Origin of the sequence: Pseudomonas trivialis (genome assembly GCF_036864995.1) — a bacterium.
In the GTDB taxonomy this organism is placed as follows: Bacteria; Pseudomonadota; Gammaproteobacteria; order Pseudomonadales; family Pseudomonadaceae; genus Aquipseudomonas; species Aquipseudomonas trivialis.
This window is the reverse complement of the sequence record NZ_CP142151.1, coordinates 517,633-534,044: the sequence shown is the minus strand read 5'-3', so window position 1 is coordinate 534,044 and position 16,412 is coordinate 517,633. Positions and strand designations below refer to the sequence as shown.

14 protein-coding genes, 1 pseudogene and 1 riboswitch are annotated in these 16,412 nt (G+C 62.9%); of the genes and pseudogenes, 6 read left to right on the top strand and 9 right to left on the bottom strand.

The features are described from left to right. Positions 1 to 17: 17 nt before the first annotated feature. The 4 genes from VRB54_RS02245 to VRB54_RS02230 form a co-directional block, all read right to left on the bottom strand. Entirely contained in the window at positions 18 to 626 is a 609-nt protein-coding gene (locus tag VRB54_RS02245; RefSeq protein WP_338479368.1) for a YqiA/YcfP family alpha/beta fold hydrolase, read from the bottom strand. A gap of 167 nt (positions 627 to 793) precedes the next feature. After that, positions 794 to 1,606 (bottom strand): 3',5'-cyclic-AMP phosphodiesterase, encoded by an 813-nt coding sequence (gene cpdA / locus VRB54_RS02240; protein WP_338479367.1) that lies wholly within the window; start codon positions 1,604 to 1,606, stop codon positions 794 to 796. A 60-nt stretch (positions 1,607 to 1,666) separates the two neighbouring features. Further along, positions 1,667 to 2,116, bottom strand: a complete 450-nt coding sequence (locus VRB54_RS02235) for a DUF1249 domain-containing protein (RefSeq protein ID WP_003171323.1) — start codon at positions 2,114 to 2,116, stop codon at positions 1,667 to 1,669. Continuing rightward, on the bottom strand, positions 2,107 to 2,724 hold the full coding sequence (locus VRB54_RS02230) for an NUDIX domain-containing protein (RefSeq protein WP_003236285.1): 618 nt from the start codon (positions 2,722 to 2,724) through the stop codon (positions 2,107 to 2,109). Before VRB54_RS02230 ends, VRB54_RS02235 begins: the two co-directional genes overlap by 10 nt. Positions 2,725 to 2,917: 193 nt before the next feature. On the opposite strand from VRB54_RS02230, the gene VRB54_RS02225 reads away from it, so the two are divergent. Next, on the top strand, positions 2,918 to 3,664 hold the full coding sequence (locus VRB54_RS02225) for an RsiV family protein (RefSeq protein WP_338479366.1): 747 nt from the start codon (positions 2,918 to 2,920) through the stop codon (positions 3,662 to 3,664). Here the strand turns inward: VRB54_RS02225 and cytX are convergent. Then, positions 3,633 to 4,922, bottom strand: coding sequence for a putative hydroxymethylpyrimidine transporter CytX (gene cytX / locus VRB54_RS02220; RefSeq protein WP_338479365.1), 1,290 nt, complete (start codon positions 4,920 to 4,922; stop codon positions 3,633 to 3,635). The genes VRB54_RS02225 and cytX overlap by 32 nt on opposite strands. Before the next feature lie 139 nt (positions 4,923 to 5,061). Further along, positions 5,062 to 6,966, bottom strand: a complete 1,905-nt coding sequence (gene thiC / locus VRB54_RS02215) for a phosphomethylpyrimidine synthase ThiC (protein ID WP_338479364.1) — start codon at positions 6,964 to 6,966, stop codon at positions 5,062 to 5,064. A gap of 148 nt (positions 6,967 to 7,114) precedes the next feature. Beyond that, a riboswitch (TPP riboswitch) is annotated at positions 7,115 to 7,220 on the bottom strand. Between the two features lie 195 nt (positions 7,221 to 7,415). Here thiC and VRB54_RS02210 point away from each other — a divergent pair. Next, positions 7,416 to 8,855, top strand: coding sequence for a TolC family outer membrane protein (locus VRB54_RS02210; protein WP_338479363.1), 1,440 nt, complete (start codon positions 7,416 to 7,418; stop codon positions 8,853 to 8,855). 124 nt (positions 8,856 to 8,979) lie between these two features. Here VRB54_RS02210 and waaA read toward each other — a convergent pair whose 3' ends face one another. Further along, positions 8,980 to 10,254, bottom strand: coding sequence for a lipid IV(A) 3-deoxy-D-manno-octulosonic acid transferase (gene waaA, locus VRB54_RS02205; protein WP_338479362.1), 1,275 nt, complete (start codon positions 10,252 to 10,254; stop codon positions 8,980 to 8,982). Between the two features lie 81 nt (positions 10,255 to 10,335). Between waaA and VRB54_RS02200 the strand changes: the two genes are divergently transcribed. From VRB54_RS02200 to VRB54_RS02185, 4 genes are read left to right on the top strand one after another with little or no spacing between them, the layout of a single operon-like run. After that, positions 10,336 to 10,671, top strand: coding sequence for a DMT family transporter (locus VRB54_RS02200; protein WP_003188013.1), 336 nt, complete (start codon positions 10,336 to 10,338; stop codon positions 10,669 to 10,671). Positions 10,672 to 10,726: 55 nt separating this feature from the next. After that, on the top strand, positions 10,727 to 11,902 hold the full coding sequence (locus tag VRB54_RS02195; RefSeq protein WP_338479361.1) for an NAD(P)/FAD-dependent oxidoreductase: 1,176 nt from the start codon (positions 10,727 to 10,729) through the stop codon (positions 11,900 to 11,902). Further along, positions 11,899 to 12,711: an aldo/keto reductase gene (locus tag VRB54_RS02190; RefSeq protein ID WP_338479360.1), complete on the top strand. Its 813-nt coding sequence runs from the start codon at positions 11,899 to 11,901 to the stop codon at positions 12,709 to 12,711. The genes VRB54_RS02195 and VRB54_RS02190 overlap by 4 nt, the downstream gene beginning before the upstream one ends. A gap of 41 nt (positions 12,712 to 12,752) precedes the next feature. Continuing rightward, a complete protein-coding gene (locus tag VRB54_RS02185) occupies positions 12,753 to 13,703 on the top strand; it encodes a metal ABC transporter ATPase (protein WP_338479359.1) in 951 nt (316 codons plus the stop codon). Positions 13,704 to 13,973: 270 nt separating this feature from the next. Here VRB54_RS02185 and VRB54_RS02180 read toward each other — a convergent pair. After that, positions 13,974 to 14,902: pseudogene (locus VRB54_RS02180) on the bottom strand (NAD-dependent epimerase/dehydratase family protein). Beyond that, positions 14,895 to 16,319: a bifunctional D-glycero-beta-D-manno-heptose-7-phosphate kinase/D-glycero-beta-D-manno-heptose 1-phosphate adenylyltransferase HldE gene (hldE, locus tag VRB54_RS02175; protein WP_338479358.1), complete on the bottom strand. Its 1,425-nt coding sequence runs from the start codon at positions 16,317 to 16,319 to the stop codon at positions 14,895 to 14,897. Before hldE ends, VRB54_RS02180 begins: the two are co-directional and overlap by 8 nt. Between the last annotated feature and the right edge of the window lie 93 nt (positions 16,320 to 16,412).

Here is a 16,412-nt window from a genome sequence, read left to right as displayed (position 1 = left end):
AAAAGTACCCTGGGATTTCACAATGCGCTGAAATCGAAGGATTGATACTGATCTGCACCGATGCCGGCGAAGCTGAGCAACGCCGGCAATTGTCGGGCAAAGCCCTGGTAACCATGGTCGCCGCCGGCCTGGATGCGCAGGGCGCAGGCCCGGTAGTACTGCTGGGCGAGGCGATAATCCAGGGTTTCATCCCCGGTCTGCAACCACACCTGATAACGCGCGGCACCCTGGGGCGCCGGCACTTCCAGTTCGGCCAGCGCCGTGACGTGGTCATGGGTCAGTTCCCAGGTTTCATCGGTATAGAGGTTCTTCTGGGTGCCCAGGTAACCGTCGAACATCCGATGGGGGCTGACCGCCGGGTTGACCAGCAGCGCCTTGAGGCCATGGCGTTCGGCAAGATGGGTTGCATAGTAGCCGCCGAGTGAGCTGCCGACCAGCAGTGGCCGCCCCAGTTGGGCAATGGCCTCCTCCAATTGAGGAATCGCCTTGCGCGGGTGGTGATGCAGGGCCGGCACCCGCAACTGATCGGCCAGGCCGAGGCTGTCCATCACGGTTCTCAGCTGGCTGGCCTTGTTGGACACCGGCGCGCTGTTGAAACCGTGGATATACAAGATCGAAGCGGACATGCCGGGGCTCTCCGTGACTCAGCCAAAGAGGCGCAGTTTACAGGGAATATGGGCAGAATGTGGGAGGGGCTTGCTCCCGATAGCGGTGTGTCAGGGCGTACAGGTGCCGACTGATCCACCGCTATCGGGAGCAAGCCCCTCCCACATTTATTGGGTGTTTGCAGCTTTTAATAACCGTTACTGCCGTAATCGACAGTAAACGCAAAGTCTGTGACTCGCTCCACCCCGGTCTCCAACCGTCCGTCGGCATGCAGGCGCAGCCAACGGTAGCCGGGCGCTTGCTCGCTGACCGCAAAGTCCTCGCTGCCCGGCGCGAACTGGATGCAGGTGGACGGCGATGCCAGTAGCCGCACGCCGTTGCGCACTTGATCGATCTCCTGATGAACATGCCCCCACAGCACCGCCCTCACCTGGGGGAAGCGGTCGAGCACGGCAAACAGCGCTTCCGGGTTGCGCAAACCAATGGGCTCCATCCACGCGCAGCCAATGGGCACCGGATGATGGTGAAAACACACCAGGTGATGTTGATCAGGCGCTTCGCTCAAGGCCTGGGCCAGCAGTTGCAGTTGCTGGTCCTCCAGGTAGCCCGGCACCGAGCCGGGCACGGCGGAATCGAGCAGGGTGATGCGCCAGTTGCCGACATCGACCACGGGTTCCAGCAGGTCGCTGTTCACGGCGGCCTGGGTCATGAGCTGAGGTTCGTCGTGGTTCCCTGGAATCCAGCGCGTCGGTGCGCCAAGCGGCGCGGTCATAGCGCGAAATTGCTGATACGACGCCAGCGTGCCGTCCTGGGACAAATCTCCCGTGGCCAACACCAGATCGACACAGGGCTGCCGCTCGCGCGCAAGCGCGATCACCCGATGCAGGCTGTCACGGGTATTCAAGCCCAGCAGCGTGCCATCGCTCTCGGCAAACAGATGGCTGTCGGACAGCTGCACCAGCAAGGCAGCGTCAGGGTTCACAGTGGGTACGCGGGGCAAGGCGCTCTCCCTGGCGATCACAGTCAATGGATATGTGTGGCGATTATGCTGAAGCGGGGTCTAGCGCACCACTTCGAACTCATGGCCCAGGGCCAGGCAATGGCTCAGCCATTCGCCGAGGAACACATTGAGCTGTGCTTTCTCATCGGGCTGGTGCATGAACACATTCGGGTAGGGATAGATGCTGCGAAAACGCCGCGCATGTTCGGCGCTGATCACCTCGGCCATGCGCGCATCGTGGTACACCTGCACTTCCAACTGCGGCACCGGCAGCCACGGCAGGCTGTGTTCCTGGCGTACACGCAGGGTGGTGGTGTAAGGGCAGTTGACGATAACTTCAAGGGCCAGCACGCCGAGCATCTGATCGCCGTGGGTCACCCCGATGCGCCGTGCCTCGGGAGCGTGGCGCATATCGGGAAGCAGGCGCATCAGCCGCGCATAGTTGGCCTCGCAGGCCGCTTGCAACCCGATCAGGTCAACGCGATAGCGTTCCCGTGCCTTTACTGCCATAACCCCCTCACTTCCGCGCGGTTCAGCGCGAGCCACTGCAGGGCGATAATGCTGGCTGCGTTGGAAATTCTGCCGTCGCGCACGGCTTGCAGGGCGTCTTCAAACGCCCAGACCGTGACGCGGATATCTTCTGCCTCTTCTTCCAGTCCATGGACGCCGCCGGCTCCCGCGCTGTCGCAACGGCCCAGGAACAAGTGCACAAATTCGGTACTGCCACCGGGCGACGGGAAATACTTGGTGATCGGCCACAGCGCGGAGAACGTCAGCCCAGCTTCCTCCTCGGCTTCGCGGTGTGCAACCTCCTCCGGTTCTTCGTCCTTGTCGATCAGCCCGGCAACCATTTCCACCAGCCACGGGTTATCGGTACGCCCCATGGCGCCGACGCGAAACTGCTCGATCAGCACCACTTCATCGCGTTGCGGGTCGTAGGGCAGCACGCAGACAGCATCGTGACGCACGAACACTTCGCGGTTGATCACTCGGCTCATGCCGCCATCGAATTTTTCGTGGCGCAGTTGCACGCGGTCGAGCTTGTAGAAGCCTTTATAGGCATTGTCGCGCTGAACAATTTCGATTGTGCTCGGCGTCGATTTCGCAATGTCCGTCATGTCCCATCCTCGATAAGCCTGCGCAATGGGCGCCATCCTAACGCGCTCCTGCCCTCGGATGCAGCCCCTTTCCAGTTGCCGGGATAGACGGCTGGCGTCAAACTCACTCTAATCAGCTTAGTGGCGAACTGACTTCCTTGCCGGTAGTCGAAGCTCCACGAATTTCGCTCTTATCGACGGAAGAAGACCATACATGTCGCTCTTGAAAATCGCCTCCGTGGCGTGTATCGCATTGACCCTCGGCGCCTGCCAGAGCCTGTTCCAACCCGCGTGGCACACACCTCTGGAAGCCACCCGCGACACCAGCGAGCAAAGCAAGCCGGGTTGCACCAGCGCCGATTGCCCGCTGGTGAACATCGACACCGTGCATTTTGCCAAGGAGCCCAAGTTGGACTCCCTGATCGAACAGCGCCTGCTGGAAATGACTCAAACCAACGCCAGCGACCCGCTGCCGACCAGCCTGGACACCTATCGCGAACAATTCCTGAAGACCGCCGCCCCGCGCAACAGCATGTACTTGCAGGCCAAGGTACGCGAGCAGCATGACGGCTTGGTGATCATCGAACTGTCCAGCTACCTGGACCAGGGCGCCACCCACGGCGAACCCGGCCGTGCCTTCATCAACTATTCGCGCCAGCAGCAAAAGGCCCTCTCGCTCACCGATATGCTGTTGCCCGGCAAGGAAGAGGCCTTCTGGAAAGCCGCCCAGGTGGCGCACAACAGCTGGCTGATCAGCACGCGCCTGAGCCTGGAGCCGGAGTTCGTGAAGAAATACCCTTTCCAGAAGACCCCGAACGTGGCGCTGACCTACAGCGGTGTGATCCTCAAGTACCCCACCAGCACCATCGCGCCGTACGCCCTGGGCCACGTCGAGTTGCAGATCCCCTACTCGCGCCTGGAAGGCATCCTCAAGCCTGAGCTGGTGCCCGCACGCCGCTGAAGGCTCGAGCCAGGACAAACTGCAACACCCCTGCCAGCACCAACGCCGGCAGGGTTGCGCCGATGTCCGGGTACAGGTTGACCAGCAGGTGGTAAGTGGCAATGCCCCCCAGCCATGCCACCAATGCCGACCAACGCAGACCGACCACCGCCCCCTCGCCGCGACGGCGCAGGATGAAGTGATCCACCAGCACCACGCCAAACAGCGGCGCAAACACCGAACCGATCAGCAGCAGGAAGTTCTGGTACTGGGCTAGCGGCGCAACGCAAGCGATCAAGGTGCAGACCACCCCGATGACCAGCGCCAGGTGCTCGACCTTCAAGCGCACCAGCATCGCGCTGGACACCGCCGCCGAGTGAATATCGGCGAACGCGTTTTCCGACTCGTCCAACAGGATCAGCAGCAGCGGAATGCCAAGGCCCGCTCCGGCCAACGCCAACAGCAATGCATTGACCTCACCGCTTGGCGCGAACGCCAGGGTGTAGGCCACGCCCAGACTCATCAACCAGACATTCCCGATAAAGAACCCCAGTGCCGTGCCACCGAACACGCTTTTTGCGCGTTTGCCAAAGCGTGAGTAATCGGCAATCAACGGCAGCCACGACAACGGCATGGCAATGGCGATATCAAAGCCCACCGCGAACGGCAGCGAGCCATCACCGGGCCGAGCCCAGAGCGCGGCAAGGTCGGCCCTGGCGAACAGGTTCCAGGTCAGCCACAGGCAGGCGGCGAGCAACAGCCAGATGCCCCACTTGCGCAGCACCTGCCGCACGAAGGTCAGCGGGCCGCTCACCGCCAGCAGCGTCGCCAGGCCGCCGAAGAACAGGGTCCACAGCAGCGGGCTGGCGAACACACTGCCGTCGCTGAACGCCCGCGTGCCCAGCAGGCTGGCGGCGTCGCGCATCACGATGATTTCGAAGGAGCCCCAGCCGATCAACTGCAACAGGTTGAGCAGCGCCGGCAGGCTCGCGCCCCGGCTGCCGAGGCTGAGCTTGAGCGCGGCCATGGCGGACAGGCCGGTGTCGCTGCCGATCACGCCGACGGCAGCCAGCAGCAACACGCCGACCAGGGTGCCGAGGAAGATCGCCAGCAGTGATCCCGACAGACCGAGGCCAGGCGCCAATAACGCGCCGGTCTGCAGCACCATCAGACCGATGCCGAGAGAGAACCACAGGGAGAACAGGTCGCGGGCGCCGAAGACGCGTTTGTCGGCGGGCACGGCGATGTCGGGGGAATAGGTGCTGGGTTGAATGTTCAAGGGAGATTGTCTCTGAGAGGCACTTGTTGTTTTCAAGAGGGTCATCGGGAGCAAGCCCCCTCCCACAGTTGAAATGCATTCCAACTGTGGGAGGGGGCTTGCTCCCGATGAGGCCGGTACAGACCACTAATATCCCGAATCAGACCTTTTTATACAGCTGACTGCCTTCCTGCTTGAACCGCTCCGCCTGCTCCGCCAAGCCTCTGGCCACGTCCACATCCACCGCTTCAATGCGCTGGTTGGCCGCGTACTCACGCACTTCGTGGGTTACCTTCATCGAGCAGAACTTCGGCCCGCACATCGAGCAGAAGTGCGCGACCTTGGCCGACTCCTTGGGCAAGGTCTCGTCATGGAAGGCTCGCGCGGTGTCCGGGTCCAGGCCGAGGTTGAACTGGTCTTCCCAGCGGAACTCGAAGCGCGCCTTGCTCAAGGCGTTGTCGCGAATCTGCGCGCCCGGATGGCCCTTGGCCAAATCCGCCGCATGCGCCGCGATCTTGTAGGTAATGATCCCGGTTTTCACGTCATCCTTGTTCGGCAAGCCCAGGTGTTCCTTGGGCGTGACGTAGCAGAGCATGGCGCAGCCGAACCAGCCGATCATCGCCGCGCCGATGCCGGAGGTGATGTGGTCGTAGCCCGGCGCAATGTCGGTGGTCAGCGGGCCGAGGGTGTAGAACGGCGCCTCGTCGCAGCATTCGAGCTGTTTGTCCATGTTCTCCTTGATCAGTTGCATCGGCACGTGACCGGGGCCTTCGATCATGGTTTGCACGTCGTGCTTCCAGGCGATCTTGGTCAGCTCGCCGAGAGTTTCCAGCTCGCCGAATTGCGCGGCGTCGTTGGCGTCGGCCACCGAACCCGGGCGCAGGCCGTCCCCCAGGGAGAAGCTGACGTCGTAGGCCTTCATGATTTCGCAGATTTCTTCGAAGTGTGTGTAGGCGAAGTTTTCCTTGTGGTGCGCCAGGCACCACTTGGCCATGATCGCCCCGCCCCGGCTGACGATGCCGGTGACCCGGTTGGCAGTCAGCGGCACGTAGCGCAGCAGCACGCCGGCGTGGATGGTGAAGTAGTCGACGCCCTGCTCGGCCTGTTCGATCAGGGTGTCGCGGAACAGCTCCCAGGTGAGCTCCTCGGCCATGCCGTCGACTTTTTCCAAGGCCTGGTAGATCGGCACAGTGCCAATCGGCACCGGCGAGTTGCGGATGATCCACTCGCGGGTTTCGTGAATATGCTTGCCAGTGGACAAGTCCATGATGTTGTCCGAGCCCCAGCGAATGCCCCAGGTCATCTTCGCCACTTCTTCCTCGATGGACGAGCCGAGGGCGCTGTTGCCGATATTGCCGTTGATCTTCACCAGGAAGTTACGGCCGATGATCATCGGTTCCAGCTCGGTGTGGTTGATGTTGGCCGGGATGATCGCGCGGCCCCGGGCGATTTCCTCGCGCACGAACTCAGGGGTAATGATCTTCGGAATGCTCGCGCCAAAGCTGTGCCCGGCATGCTGTTGCTTGAGCAGGTCGGCGGCGCGGGCTTCTTCGAGCTTCATGTTTTCGCGGATGGCGACGTATTCCATCTCCGGCGTGATGATGCCCTTGCGCGCGTAGTGCATCTGGCTGACGTTGGCACCTGCCTTGGCGCGGCGCGGGTTCTGCAGGTGGGCAAAGCGCAGGTAGGCGAGCTCCGGGTTATCCAGGCGCTCCTGGCCGTAGCGTGAACTCAGGCAGCTCAGACGCTCGGTGTCGCCACGCTCTTCAATCCACGGCGAGCGCACGTCGGCCAGGCCTTTGCGCACGTCGATGATGACATTGGGGTCGGTGTAAGGGCCGGACGTGTCGTAGACCACCACCGGCGCGTTGATTTCGCCGCCGAATTCGGTGGGCGTCACGTCCAGGCTGATCTGGCGCATGGGCACGCGGATATCGGGGCGCGAGCCCTGCACGTAGATCTTCTGCGAGCGGGTAAACGGCTGCACGGAGCCGGAGTCGACCTTGGCCGATTCACTCAGGTGCACAGTATTTTTTGATTTTTGGCTTTTCAGTTCAGTGCTCATCACAGGCTCTCCAACTTATCCAGGCGGTGGATTGTTGTCGGAGCGAACCTGGGACGGATGGACGCACTGATAGCAGTGCTGTGCTTTGTGCACGAGGGCGTTCGATGGTCGAACAGCATCCCGGACGAAGCACAAGAGGACTCGCCGGGTGACGAGAAATCTTGTTCCCTACGCAGGCGTTAACCTGATCAGGTTCAACGGGATCCGGTATTTACCGATCTCAGCCTTCCAACAAGGCACCCCGACAAGAACGCGGCCAGTCTAGACCATGGCGTGGGCAAATTGCCAATAACGGTGGATCAAGCGTGATGAATGGCGTGATTGCAGGATTGTTGTGCCGAGGTCGCGCCACTACACTCCAGAGCGGCCTCAAGGCTTGACGCTCTAAAGGCGCCACCGTAGCCTTGGGCGATTAATTATCAGCGTAATATTTATTCAGGGATCGCCTCATGCTGCGCAAACTCTCACTGGCCCTTGCCGTGTCTTGTGCGACCAATGGATGGGTCTGGGCAGCTGAAGCGCCCTTGTCCGTCAACACCGATCTGGTCAGCGTCTACCAGGAGGCGGTGAACAACAACGCCGACCTGGCCGCCGCCCGCGCCCAATATGGCGCGCAAAAGGAAGTGGTGCCCCAGGCCCGCGCCGGCTTGCTGCCCAACCTATCGGCCGGTGCCGACAGCAATAATGTGCGCACCCAGCTCGACCAGCCGGCGGCCACCGTCAACCGCGACGCCCACTCCTGGCGCGCAACCCTGAGCCAGCCACTGTTTCGCGCCGACCGCTGGTTCCAATTGCAGGCCGCCCATGCGGTCAACGAACAGGCCTCGCTGCAACTCTCCGCGACCGAGCAGAACCTGATCCTGCAAAGCGCCGAAAGCTACTTCGCGGTGCTGCGCGCCCAGGACAACCTGGCCTCGACCAAGGCCGAAGAAAATGCCTTCAAGCGTCAGCTGGACCAGTCCAACGAGCGCTTCGACGTGGGCCTGTCGGACAAGACCGACGTGCTGCAATCCCAGGCCAGCTACGACACGGCCCGCGCCAACCGCATCCTCGCCCAGCGCCAGGTCGACGACGCCTTCGAAGCGCTGATCACCCTGACCAACCGCCAGTACAACGCAATCCAGGGCATCGTCCACAGCCTGCCGGTGCTGCCGCCGATGCCGAACGACGCCAAGGCCTGGGTCGAAACTGCCGGCCGTCAGAACCTCAACCTGCTGGCCAGCAACTACGCCGTCACTGCCGCCGAAGAAACCCTGCGCCAGCGCAAGGCCGGCCACTTGCCCACGCTCGACGCGGTGGCGCAGTACGAAAAGGGTGACAACGACGCGCTGGGCTTCGGCAATCCGAACCAATTGCCGATTCCTTACGGCGGCGATGTGTCCCAACGCACCGTCGGCCTGCGCCTGAATATCCCGCTTTACAGCGGCGGCCTTACCAGCTCGCAGGTGCGCGAATCCTATTCGCGCCTGGACCAGTCCGAGCAACAGCGCGAGGGCCTGCGCCGCCAGGTGGTGGAAAACACGCGCAACCTGCACCGCGCGGTGAACACCGATGTGGAACAGGTGCAAGCGCGCCGCCAGTCGATCATCTCCAACCAGAGCGCGGTGGAAGCCACGGAAATCGGTTACCAGGTGGGGACGCGCAATATCGTCGACGTGCTGGACTCGCAGCGCCAGCTCTACGCGTCGGTGCGCAACTACAACAACAGCCGCTATGACTACATTCTCGACAACCTGCGCTTGAAGCAGGCAGCGGGCACCTTGAACCCGGGTGACCTGCAGGAGCTGACGCGCTACCTCAAGGCCGACTACAACCCGGACCGCGATTTCCTGCCACCGGACCTCGCCAAAGCCGCCGCCGAACAGCTCAAGGCCCGGCCCGGGTCCTGACAACCCTACATAACCAATGTGGGAGGGGGCTTGCTCCCGATAGCGGCAGGTCAGTCAGCTTATGCATTGACTGACCCACTGCTATCGGGAGCGAGCCCCCTCCCACATTTTTATCGGTGCTGTGTCAGTTGATCAGTCGGCCAAGGCCATCCAGCAACCGCTGCAACGCGCCCTGGTTGGCCTGCATCACCTCGAGCCCCGCCTGCGCCATGCGGCGGGCATCCTGCGGCAGTTCGAACAGTTGACGTACCGCCTCAGCCAAACCGTCAGCATCATCCACCTCACGCAACGCCCCGGCCTCGCGCATCATCGCGGTGATCTCCAGAAAGTTGAACAGGTGCGGCCCCATGATCACCGGCAACCCCAGCGCCGCCGGCTCAAGCGGATTATGCCCACCGGTCGCTACCAGACTGCCGCCAACAAAGGCGCTGTCGGCCAATGCATACAGAAACAGCAACTCGCCCATGGTATCGCCAAGCAACACGGCCGTTTGCGCCGTGACGGGCTCGCCACTGGAACGGCGCACCGTGGCAAAGCCCTGTTGCTCGCACAGCTCGAACATCGGGCCGAAGCGCTCCTGATGGCGCGGCACCAGAATCAGCAACGCATTGGGATAGCTGTCGAGCAGTTGACGATGAGCCGCGAGTACCACCGCATCTTCGCCTTCGTGGGTACTGGCGGCGATCCATACCGGGCGCTGCGTGGCGCCCCATTGCTCACGCAGGGCGGCGGCGCGTACCGGTAATTGCGGGTCGATGGTCAGGTCGAACTTGATCGAGCCGGTCACCTCCACCGTGTCCGCTCGCGCGCCCAGGCTTCGGAAGCGCTCGGCTTCGGTTTGCGTCTGCACGGCCAACAGGCTCATCTCTGACAGCATCGGTGCGGTGAGCTTGGCAAACCGCGCGTAGCCCTTGGCCGAGCGCGCCGACAATCGCGCATTGGCCAACGCCACCGGAATGCCGCGCTGGGCGCAAGCGTGGATATGGTTGGGCCACAATTCGGTTTCCATGATGACCGCAAGCCTGGGCTGCACGCGATCAAGAAAGCGCTTTGCCGCGCACGGCACGTCATAGGGCAGGTAGCAATGCTGGATGCGCGGCTCATTGGCAAACAGTGCCTGGATACGCTCGGAGCCGGTCGGGGTCATGCAGGTGACCGTGATCGGCAACTGCGGATAACGCTCCAGCAGCCCACGGACCATGGGCGCTGCGGCAATGCTTTCGCCTACCGACACAGCATGCACCCAGATCCCGCCGCGCTGCATCGCCGGCAAGCCAAGGGAAAACCGCTCGCCCACGCGCTTTGCATAGGCCGGCGCCTTGCGTGCACGCAGCCACAAACGTAAAGCCACCAACGGCAGCGCCAGGTAAAACAGACAGCTGTAGAGAGTTCTATTCATGGCGGCGGAGTTTATCGGCTTTTTCAATAGTGAGCCTATAGAATGCCCATCCTGATAACGCCGCACGCCGAGGACTGCCCCATGAATGCCGCCTATTACTACCTGGCCATTGCCATTTGCTCGGAAGTGATCGCCACCGTGTCCATGAAAGCCATCAAGGGCTGGAGTACGCCGATCCCCCTGCTGCTGGTGATCGTGGGGTATGGCGTGGCGTTCTGGATGCTGACCCTGGTGGTGCGCACGGTGCCGGTGGGCGTGGCGTATGCCGTGTGGGCCGGGATGGGCATTGTGATGGTGAGCATCGCGGCGTTGTTCATCTACGGGCAGAAACTCGATGTGCCGGCGATGCTGGGAATGGGTTTGATTGTGCTGGGCGTGGTGGTGATCCAGCTGTTCTCAAAAACCGCCGGGCACTGACCGCCACGCTACAGCCTGTATACTGCGCCCCTTGTCTTGAACACTGAGGTCGCCCATGCCATCCGATATTTCCACCGACGTCCTGATTGTCGGCGCCGGGGTTGCCGGCCTCTGGCTGAATGCGCGCCTGCGCCGCCAGGGCTTTTCCACGGTGGTGGTGGAAAGCGCCACCCTGGGCGGCGGGCAGAGTGTGAAATCCCAGGGGATCATTCACGGCGGTGCGAAATATGCGCTGCACGGCGCGCTGACCGGCGCTTCCGAGGCGATCGCCGACATGCCACGCCGCTGGCGCGAAGCCCTGGCCGGCAGCGGCGAGCTGGATTTGTCCGGCGTGCGTCTGCTCTCCGAGGCCCACTATCTGTGGTCTCCCGGCACCCTGGCCGGCAACCTCACCAGCTTTTTCGCCAGCAAGGCCGTGCGCGGCCGGGTCGATCAGGTCAAGGGCGACGAGCTGCCACCAGCCCTGCAGGACCGCCGTTTCAAGGGCAAGGTCTATCGCCTGGCGGAACTGGTCGTCGACGTGCCGAGCCTGATCGAACGCCTGGCGCAACTGGCCGGTGACGGGCTGCTCGCCGGGCAACGTATCGAGCCGCTGCTCGAGGGCAATACGCTGGTGGGTCTGACGGTGGATGGCCGTGAGATCCGCGCCCAGCGCATCGTGTTGAGCGCCGGCGGCGGTACCGCCGAGCTGCTGAAGGCCCTGGGCCTGAGCACTCCTGCCATGCAAAAACGCCCGCTGCACATGATCATCGCCAAGGGCCCCGGCCTCAAGCCGCTGTACGCCCACTGCCTGGGCGGCGGCACCAAGCCGCGCATCACCATCACCACTCACCCGGCCGCCGACGGCAATTGGGTGTGGTACATGGGCGGCGACATCGCCGAGGCCGACGGCGTGACGCGCACCCCACAGGAACAGATCGCCACCGCGCAAAAAGAGCTTTCGCAACTGCTGCCGTGGATCGACATGAGCCAAACCCAGTGGGCCACCCTGCGCGTCGACCGCGCCGAGCCGCTGCAGTCAGGCCTGGTGCGCCCAGACAATGCCTTCCTCGCCGAAGAGGGTCGCCTGCTGGTGGGCTGGCCGACCAAACTGGCGCTGGCACCGGACTTTGCCGATCGCGTAATCAGCAGCCTCGAACGTGACGGCATCCGCCCCGCCGGCGGCGAGCCGCTGCCCGCCCTGCCAAAACCTGCCATCGGCGTACCCGCCTGGGAGCAACTGTTGCCATGAGCCTGCCAACCCTGCACGACCTGCACCGCCCCCTCGGCAGCACCGGCCTGATGGTCTCGCCGCTGGGCCTGGGCACCGTCAAACTCGGCCGCGACCAGGGCGTGAAGTACCCCAACGGCTTCCAGATTCCCAATGACGAGGAGGCGCGCATGTTGTTGCGCCAGGCGCGCCAGTTGGGCATCAACCTGATCGACACCGCGCCTGCCTATGGCTTGAGCGAGGAGCGCCTGGGGCCGCTGCTGCGTGATCAACGCAAGGACTGGGTGATCGTGAGCAAGGTCGGTGAAGAGTTCGAGAACGGCGTCTCCCGCCACGATTTCAGCGCCGCCCACACACGGCTGTCCATCGAACGCAGCTTGAAACGCCTTGAAACGGATTTTATCGACCTGGTACTGGTGCATTCCGATGGCAATGACCTGCACATCCTCAACGACTGCGAAGTGTATGAGACCCTGACCGCGCTGAAAAAAGAGGGCAAGATTCGCGGTTTCGGCTTCTCCGGCAAAACCGTCGAAGGTGGCATCAAGGCCCTGGAACAGGGCGACTGCGCGATGGTCACTTACAATCTGAACGAACAATCCGAGAAAGCCGTCATTGATTATGCAGCGGCCCACGGCAAGGGCATTCTGGTGAAAAAAGCCCTGGCCAGCGGCCATGTGTGCCTTGAACCTGGAATGGATCCAATTCGTGCCAGTTTCATGTTGTTGTTTGCGCAAACGGGCGTCGCCAGTGCTATTGTCGGGACCATTAATCCGCTGCACCTGGCCCATAACGTGGCGACCGCTGCCCAGGTCATTCGTCAACTCTGATGCCGCCGACGCGGCCGACCCCGTCGCAAGAAGGAGCCGACATGCCGCGAACGCTCATAAGAAAAAACCCGAGTAACTTCAAGACCCTGCCCCTGCACGTCGAAGCCAGCCCCGAAGGCCTGAGCTACCAGAGCGTCGGCATGCCGCTCAACTTTGCGCAGACCCTGCAACGGCGCAAGCCGGTGGAGGTGGCCGACCCCGAGCGTTTTGCCCTGGAGCTGGCGAATCTGGGCGTATCGGTGCGCCTCACGCTGCACTGGCAAAACAGAGACTATTGGGTGCTCGTGCGCCAGCGTCGCCAGGACCGTGGGGATGTAGTGCTCAAGCTGATCTCCGGCTACGTGCCCGCCCACGAACTGAACCTGCCGCTGCACACCGCCATTCAGGAAATCGCCGAGGAATGCCTGCTGGAAACCCCGGAAGGCTGGCTCGGCGGACGCTTCAACGACACCTGGCTGCCGGCGCCCTACTCCGCCGCCCTGCACTACCGCGAAGCGCTGCCGTTTCGCTTGAGCCCACTGTCCGGCGCGGCCCGCCCGGTGCGCTGCGCGACCATGCAGTTGATCGAACGCCCCCGCGCCTATGTGCACTTGCCCACGGCCTCGCTGCAATTGATCTACGACCTGCGCCTGGAAGTGCCCAAAGAGGCCAAATCCCTGAGCCTGTTCCATGTGGATGAGCGGCTGGAAGGCGATCAACTGGTCGCGCGCCTGGACCGCCAGCGCCCGGACCTGTACCTGATGCCGCTCAAGGACGGCCAGCCATTGGCCGAGCTCTATACCTTGAAGAAAGACCAGTTGTACCCGGCCAGCACGCGGGGCCTGTACCTGGCGGAAAGCTTCGCCCAGCAGGATGGCTGGCTGGTACGCGACGAGCGGATTCGCTGGAAGGACTGGCTGCGCCAGCAAGGCCTGGCAGAGCCGGAAAAGGAATCCAAACTCAAACGCCTGGCCAAGCGCGTGCTGCGCAAGATGGTGCCGAAGAAAAAATAATGTGAGACCCCCCGCCAGTTCTTCGACTTGGCACTCTCGCCCAGCAAACTGAAGCCTCTGTGGCGAGCGGGCTTGCCCCAATGCCGTTCAGTTAAGCGCAGATTTCCTGTGGCGAGCAGGCTTGTCCTGCGTTGGGCTGCGCAGCAGCCCCAAAACCAGGCGCTGAGCCGTATCAGGTACTCCGCGTTTTGCTGGATTGGGGGCGCTTCGCACCCCAACGCGGGGCAAGCCCGCTCGCCACACCAAGCCCGCTGGTCACAGGGATTGCGGTCAGGCGTTGAGCAGGCGCTCCAGACCACCTTGAGCGGGGTCGGTTCGGGCAGTTTGAAGCTGGTCAGCAACCGCTGGTTATTCGCTCGCGAATGGCGAATGTCCCCAGACCGCGCCGGGCCATAGGTGACTGTCGGCAACGTACCCACCACCTGTTCAAGCGCCTGCAACACCTGCTTGAGCGTGGTGGTGCGGTTCCAACCCACATTGATCGCACCCAACGGCGCTTGCGGCGCTTCGATGGCCTGCACCAGCACATCCACCAGATCTTCCACGTACATGAAGTCGCGGGTTTGCTCGCCATCGCCAAACACGGCAATCGGTGCGCCCGTTTGCACGCGCTCGCTGAAGATGCTGATCACCCCGGAGTACGGCGATGACGGATCCTGGCGCGGCCCAAAGACATTGAAAAAGCGGAAGATCACCGGCTCCAGGCCATGCTGGCGGCGGTAGAAGTCAAAGTAATGTTCACCGGCCAGTTTGTCCGAGGCATAGGGCGTCAGCGGCGCCTTGGTGGTCTCTTCGTCAATCGAAGCGCCCTCGCCGTTATTGCCGTACACCGCCGCGCTGGAGGCAAACACCACACGCTTCACCCCGGCCTTGCGCATGGCTTCGCAGACATTCAGCGTGCCGACGAAATTGCTCTGGTGCGTGCCCACCGGGTCGTCCACCGAAGCCTGCACCGAGGCCACCGCGGCCAGGTGCACCACGGCGCTCACGCCAACGGCGGCCTGGGCCACCTGTTCGGCATCGGCCACATTGCCTTCCAGCAGTTGCACCCGTGGGTTGTCCAGCGGCAGGTTGCGGCGCTTGCCGGTGGACAGGTTATCCAGCACCCGCACCGAATAACCCTTGGCGAGCAACGCATCGACCAGGTGCGAGCCAATAAAACCCGCGCCCCCGGTAATCAGTACGCACGCTTCACTCATGACTGCGGATCTTCTCGACAATGGCGGTGGTCGAGCTGTTCTCGACCAACTCCAGCACTTTGACCTTGCCACCATAGGCACTGACGATATCGGCGCCCACGACCTGATCGACCGAATAGTCGCCGCCCTTGACCAGCACGTCCGGCTTGACCTGCGCCAGCAGTTTTTCCGGCGTGCCTTCGGAGAAGCTGATCACCCAGTCCACTGCGCCCAGCCCGGCCAGTACGGCCATGCGCCGGTCGACGCTATTGATCGGTCGGCCCGGCCCTTTGAGACGGCTGACCGAGGCATCGTCGTTCACCGCGACGATCAGACGATCGCCCTGGGCGCGCGCCTGCTCGAGGTAGGTCACGTGACCGGCATGCAAAATGTCGAAGCAGCCGTTGGTGAACACAATGCTTTCGTTGTGCGCGCGGGCATCGTCGATGGCCAGCAGCAATTGTTCGATGGTCAGCACGCCGCGCTCGGAGCCTTCGGAGCGCTGGATCGCGCGGCGCAGCTCAGGTGCACTGATCGCAGCCGTGCCCAGTTTGCCGACTACGATGCCGGCCGCCAGATTGGCCAGGGCCACAGCGTGGGGCAGTTCTTCGCCGGCGGCAATCGACGCCGCCAGGGTGGAAATCACAGTGTCGCCAGCGCCGGTGACGTCGAAGACCTCACGGGCCCGCGCCGGCAAGTGCATGGCCGGATGGTGAGGGCGCAGCAGGGTCATGCCGTGCTCGCCACGGGTCACCAGCAAGGCACCCAGGTCGAGGTCGGCCATCAGCGCTGCGCCTTTGGTCACCAGGTCGTGTTCGTCGACGCATCCGCCAACGATGGCTTCGAACTCGCTGAGGTTCGGCGTGATCAGGCTGGCGCCTCGATAGATCGAGAAGTCCTTGCCCTTGGGATCGGCCAATACCGGGATCCCCCTGGCCTTGGCGGCCTGGATCAGCATCTGGTGGTTCTGCAGCGCGCCTTTGCCGTAGTCGGAGAGCACCAAAACCTTGATGCCTTCGAGCAGCGCCTCGACCTGACCGCTGAGGGCCAGGGCGTCGGTGGCGAAGGGTTCTTCGAAATCGATACGCAGCAATTGCTGGTGACGGCTCATCACGCGCAGCTTGACGGTGGTCGGCTGATGGGCAATCCGCTGGAACAGCGCACGCACCCCGGCACCGCGCAGGCTGTTGGCCAGGCTGTCGGCGGCTTCATCGTCGCCAGTCACGCCCACAAGGGAGGCCGGGGCGCCGAGGGCGGCAATATTGAGGGCAACGTTGGCAGCGCCACCCGGACGGTCTTCGATTTGCTCGACCTTGACGACCGGCACCGGCGCCTCAGGGGAAATCCGTGAGGTTCCGCCATGCCAGTAACGGTCGAGCATGACATCGCCGACTACCAAGACTGGGGCTTGATCGAATCGCGGCATGGACAACTTCATGGAGCAACCCACTACAAAATGAACAGGGGCGCGATATTAGCACAGGGTTATAGACGGCTTGTGGAGCACCGCAAGCAAATGTGGGAGGGGGCC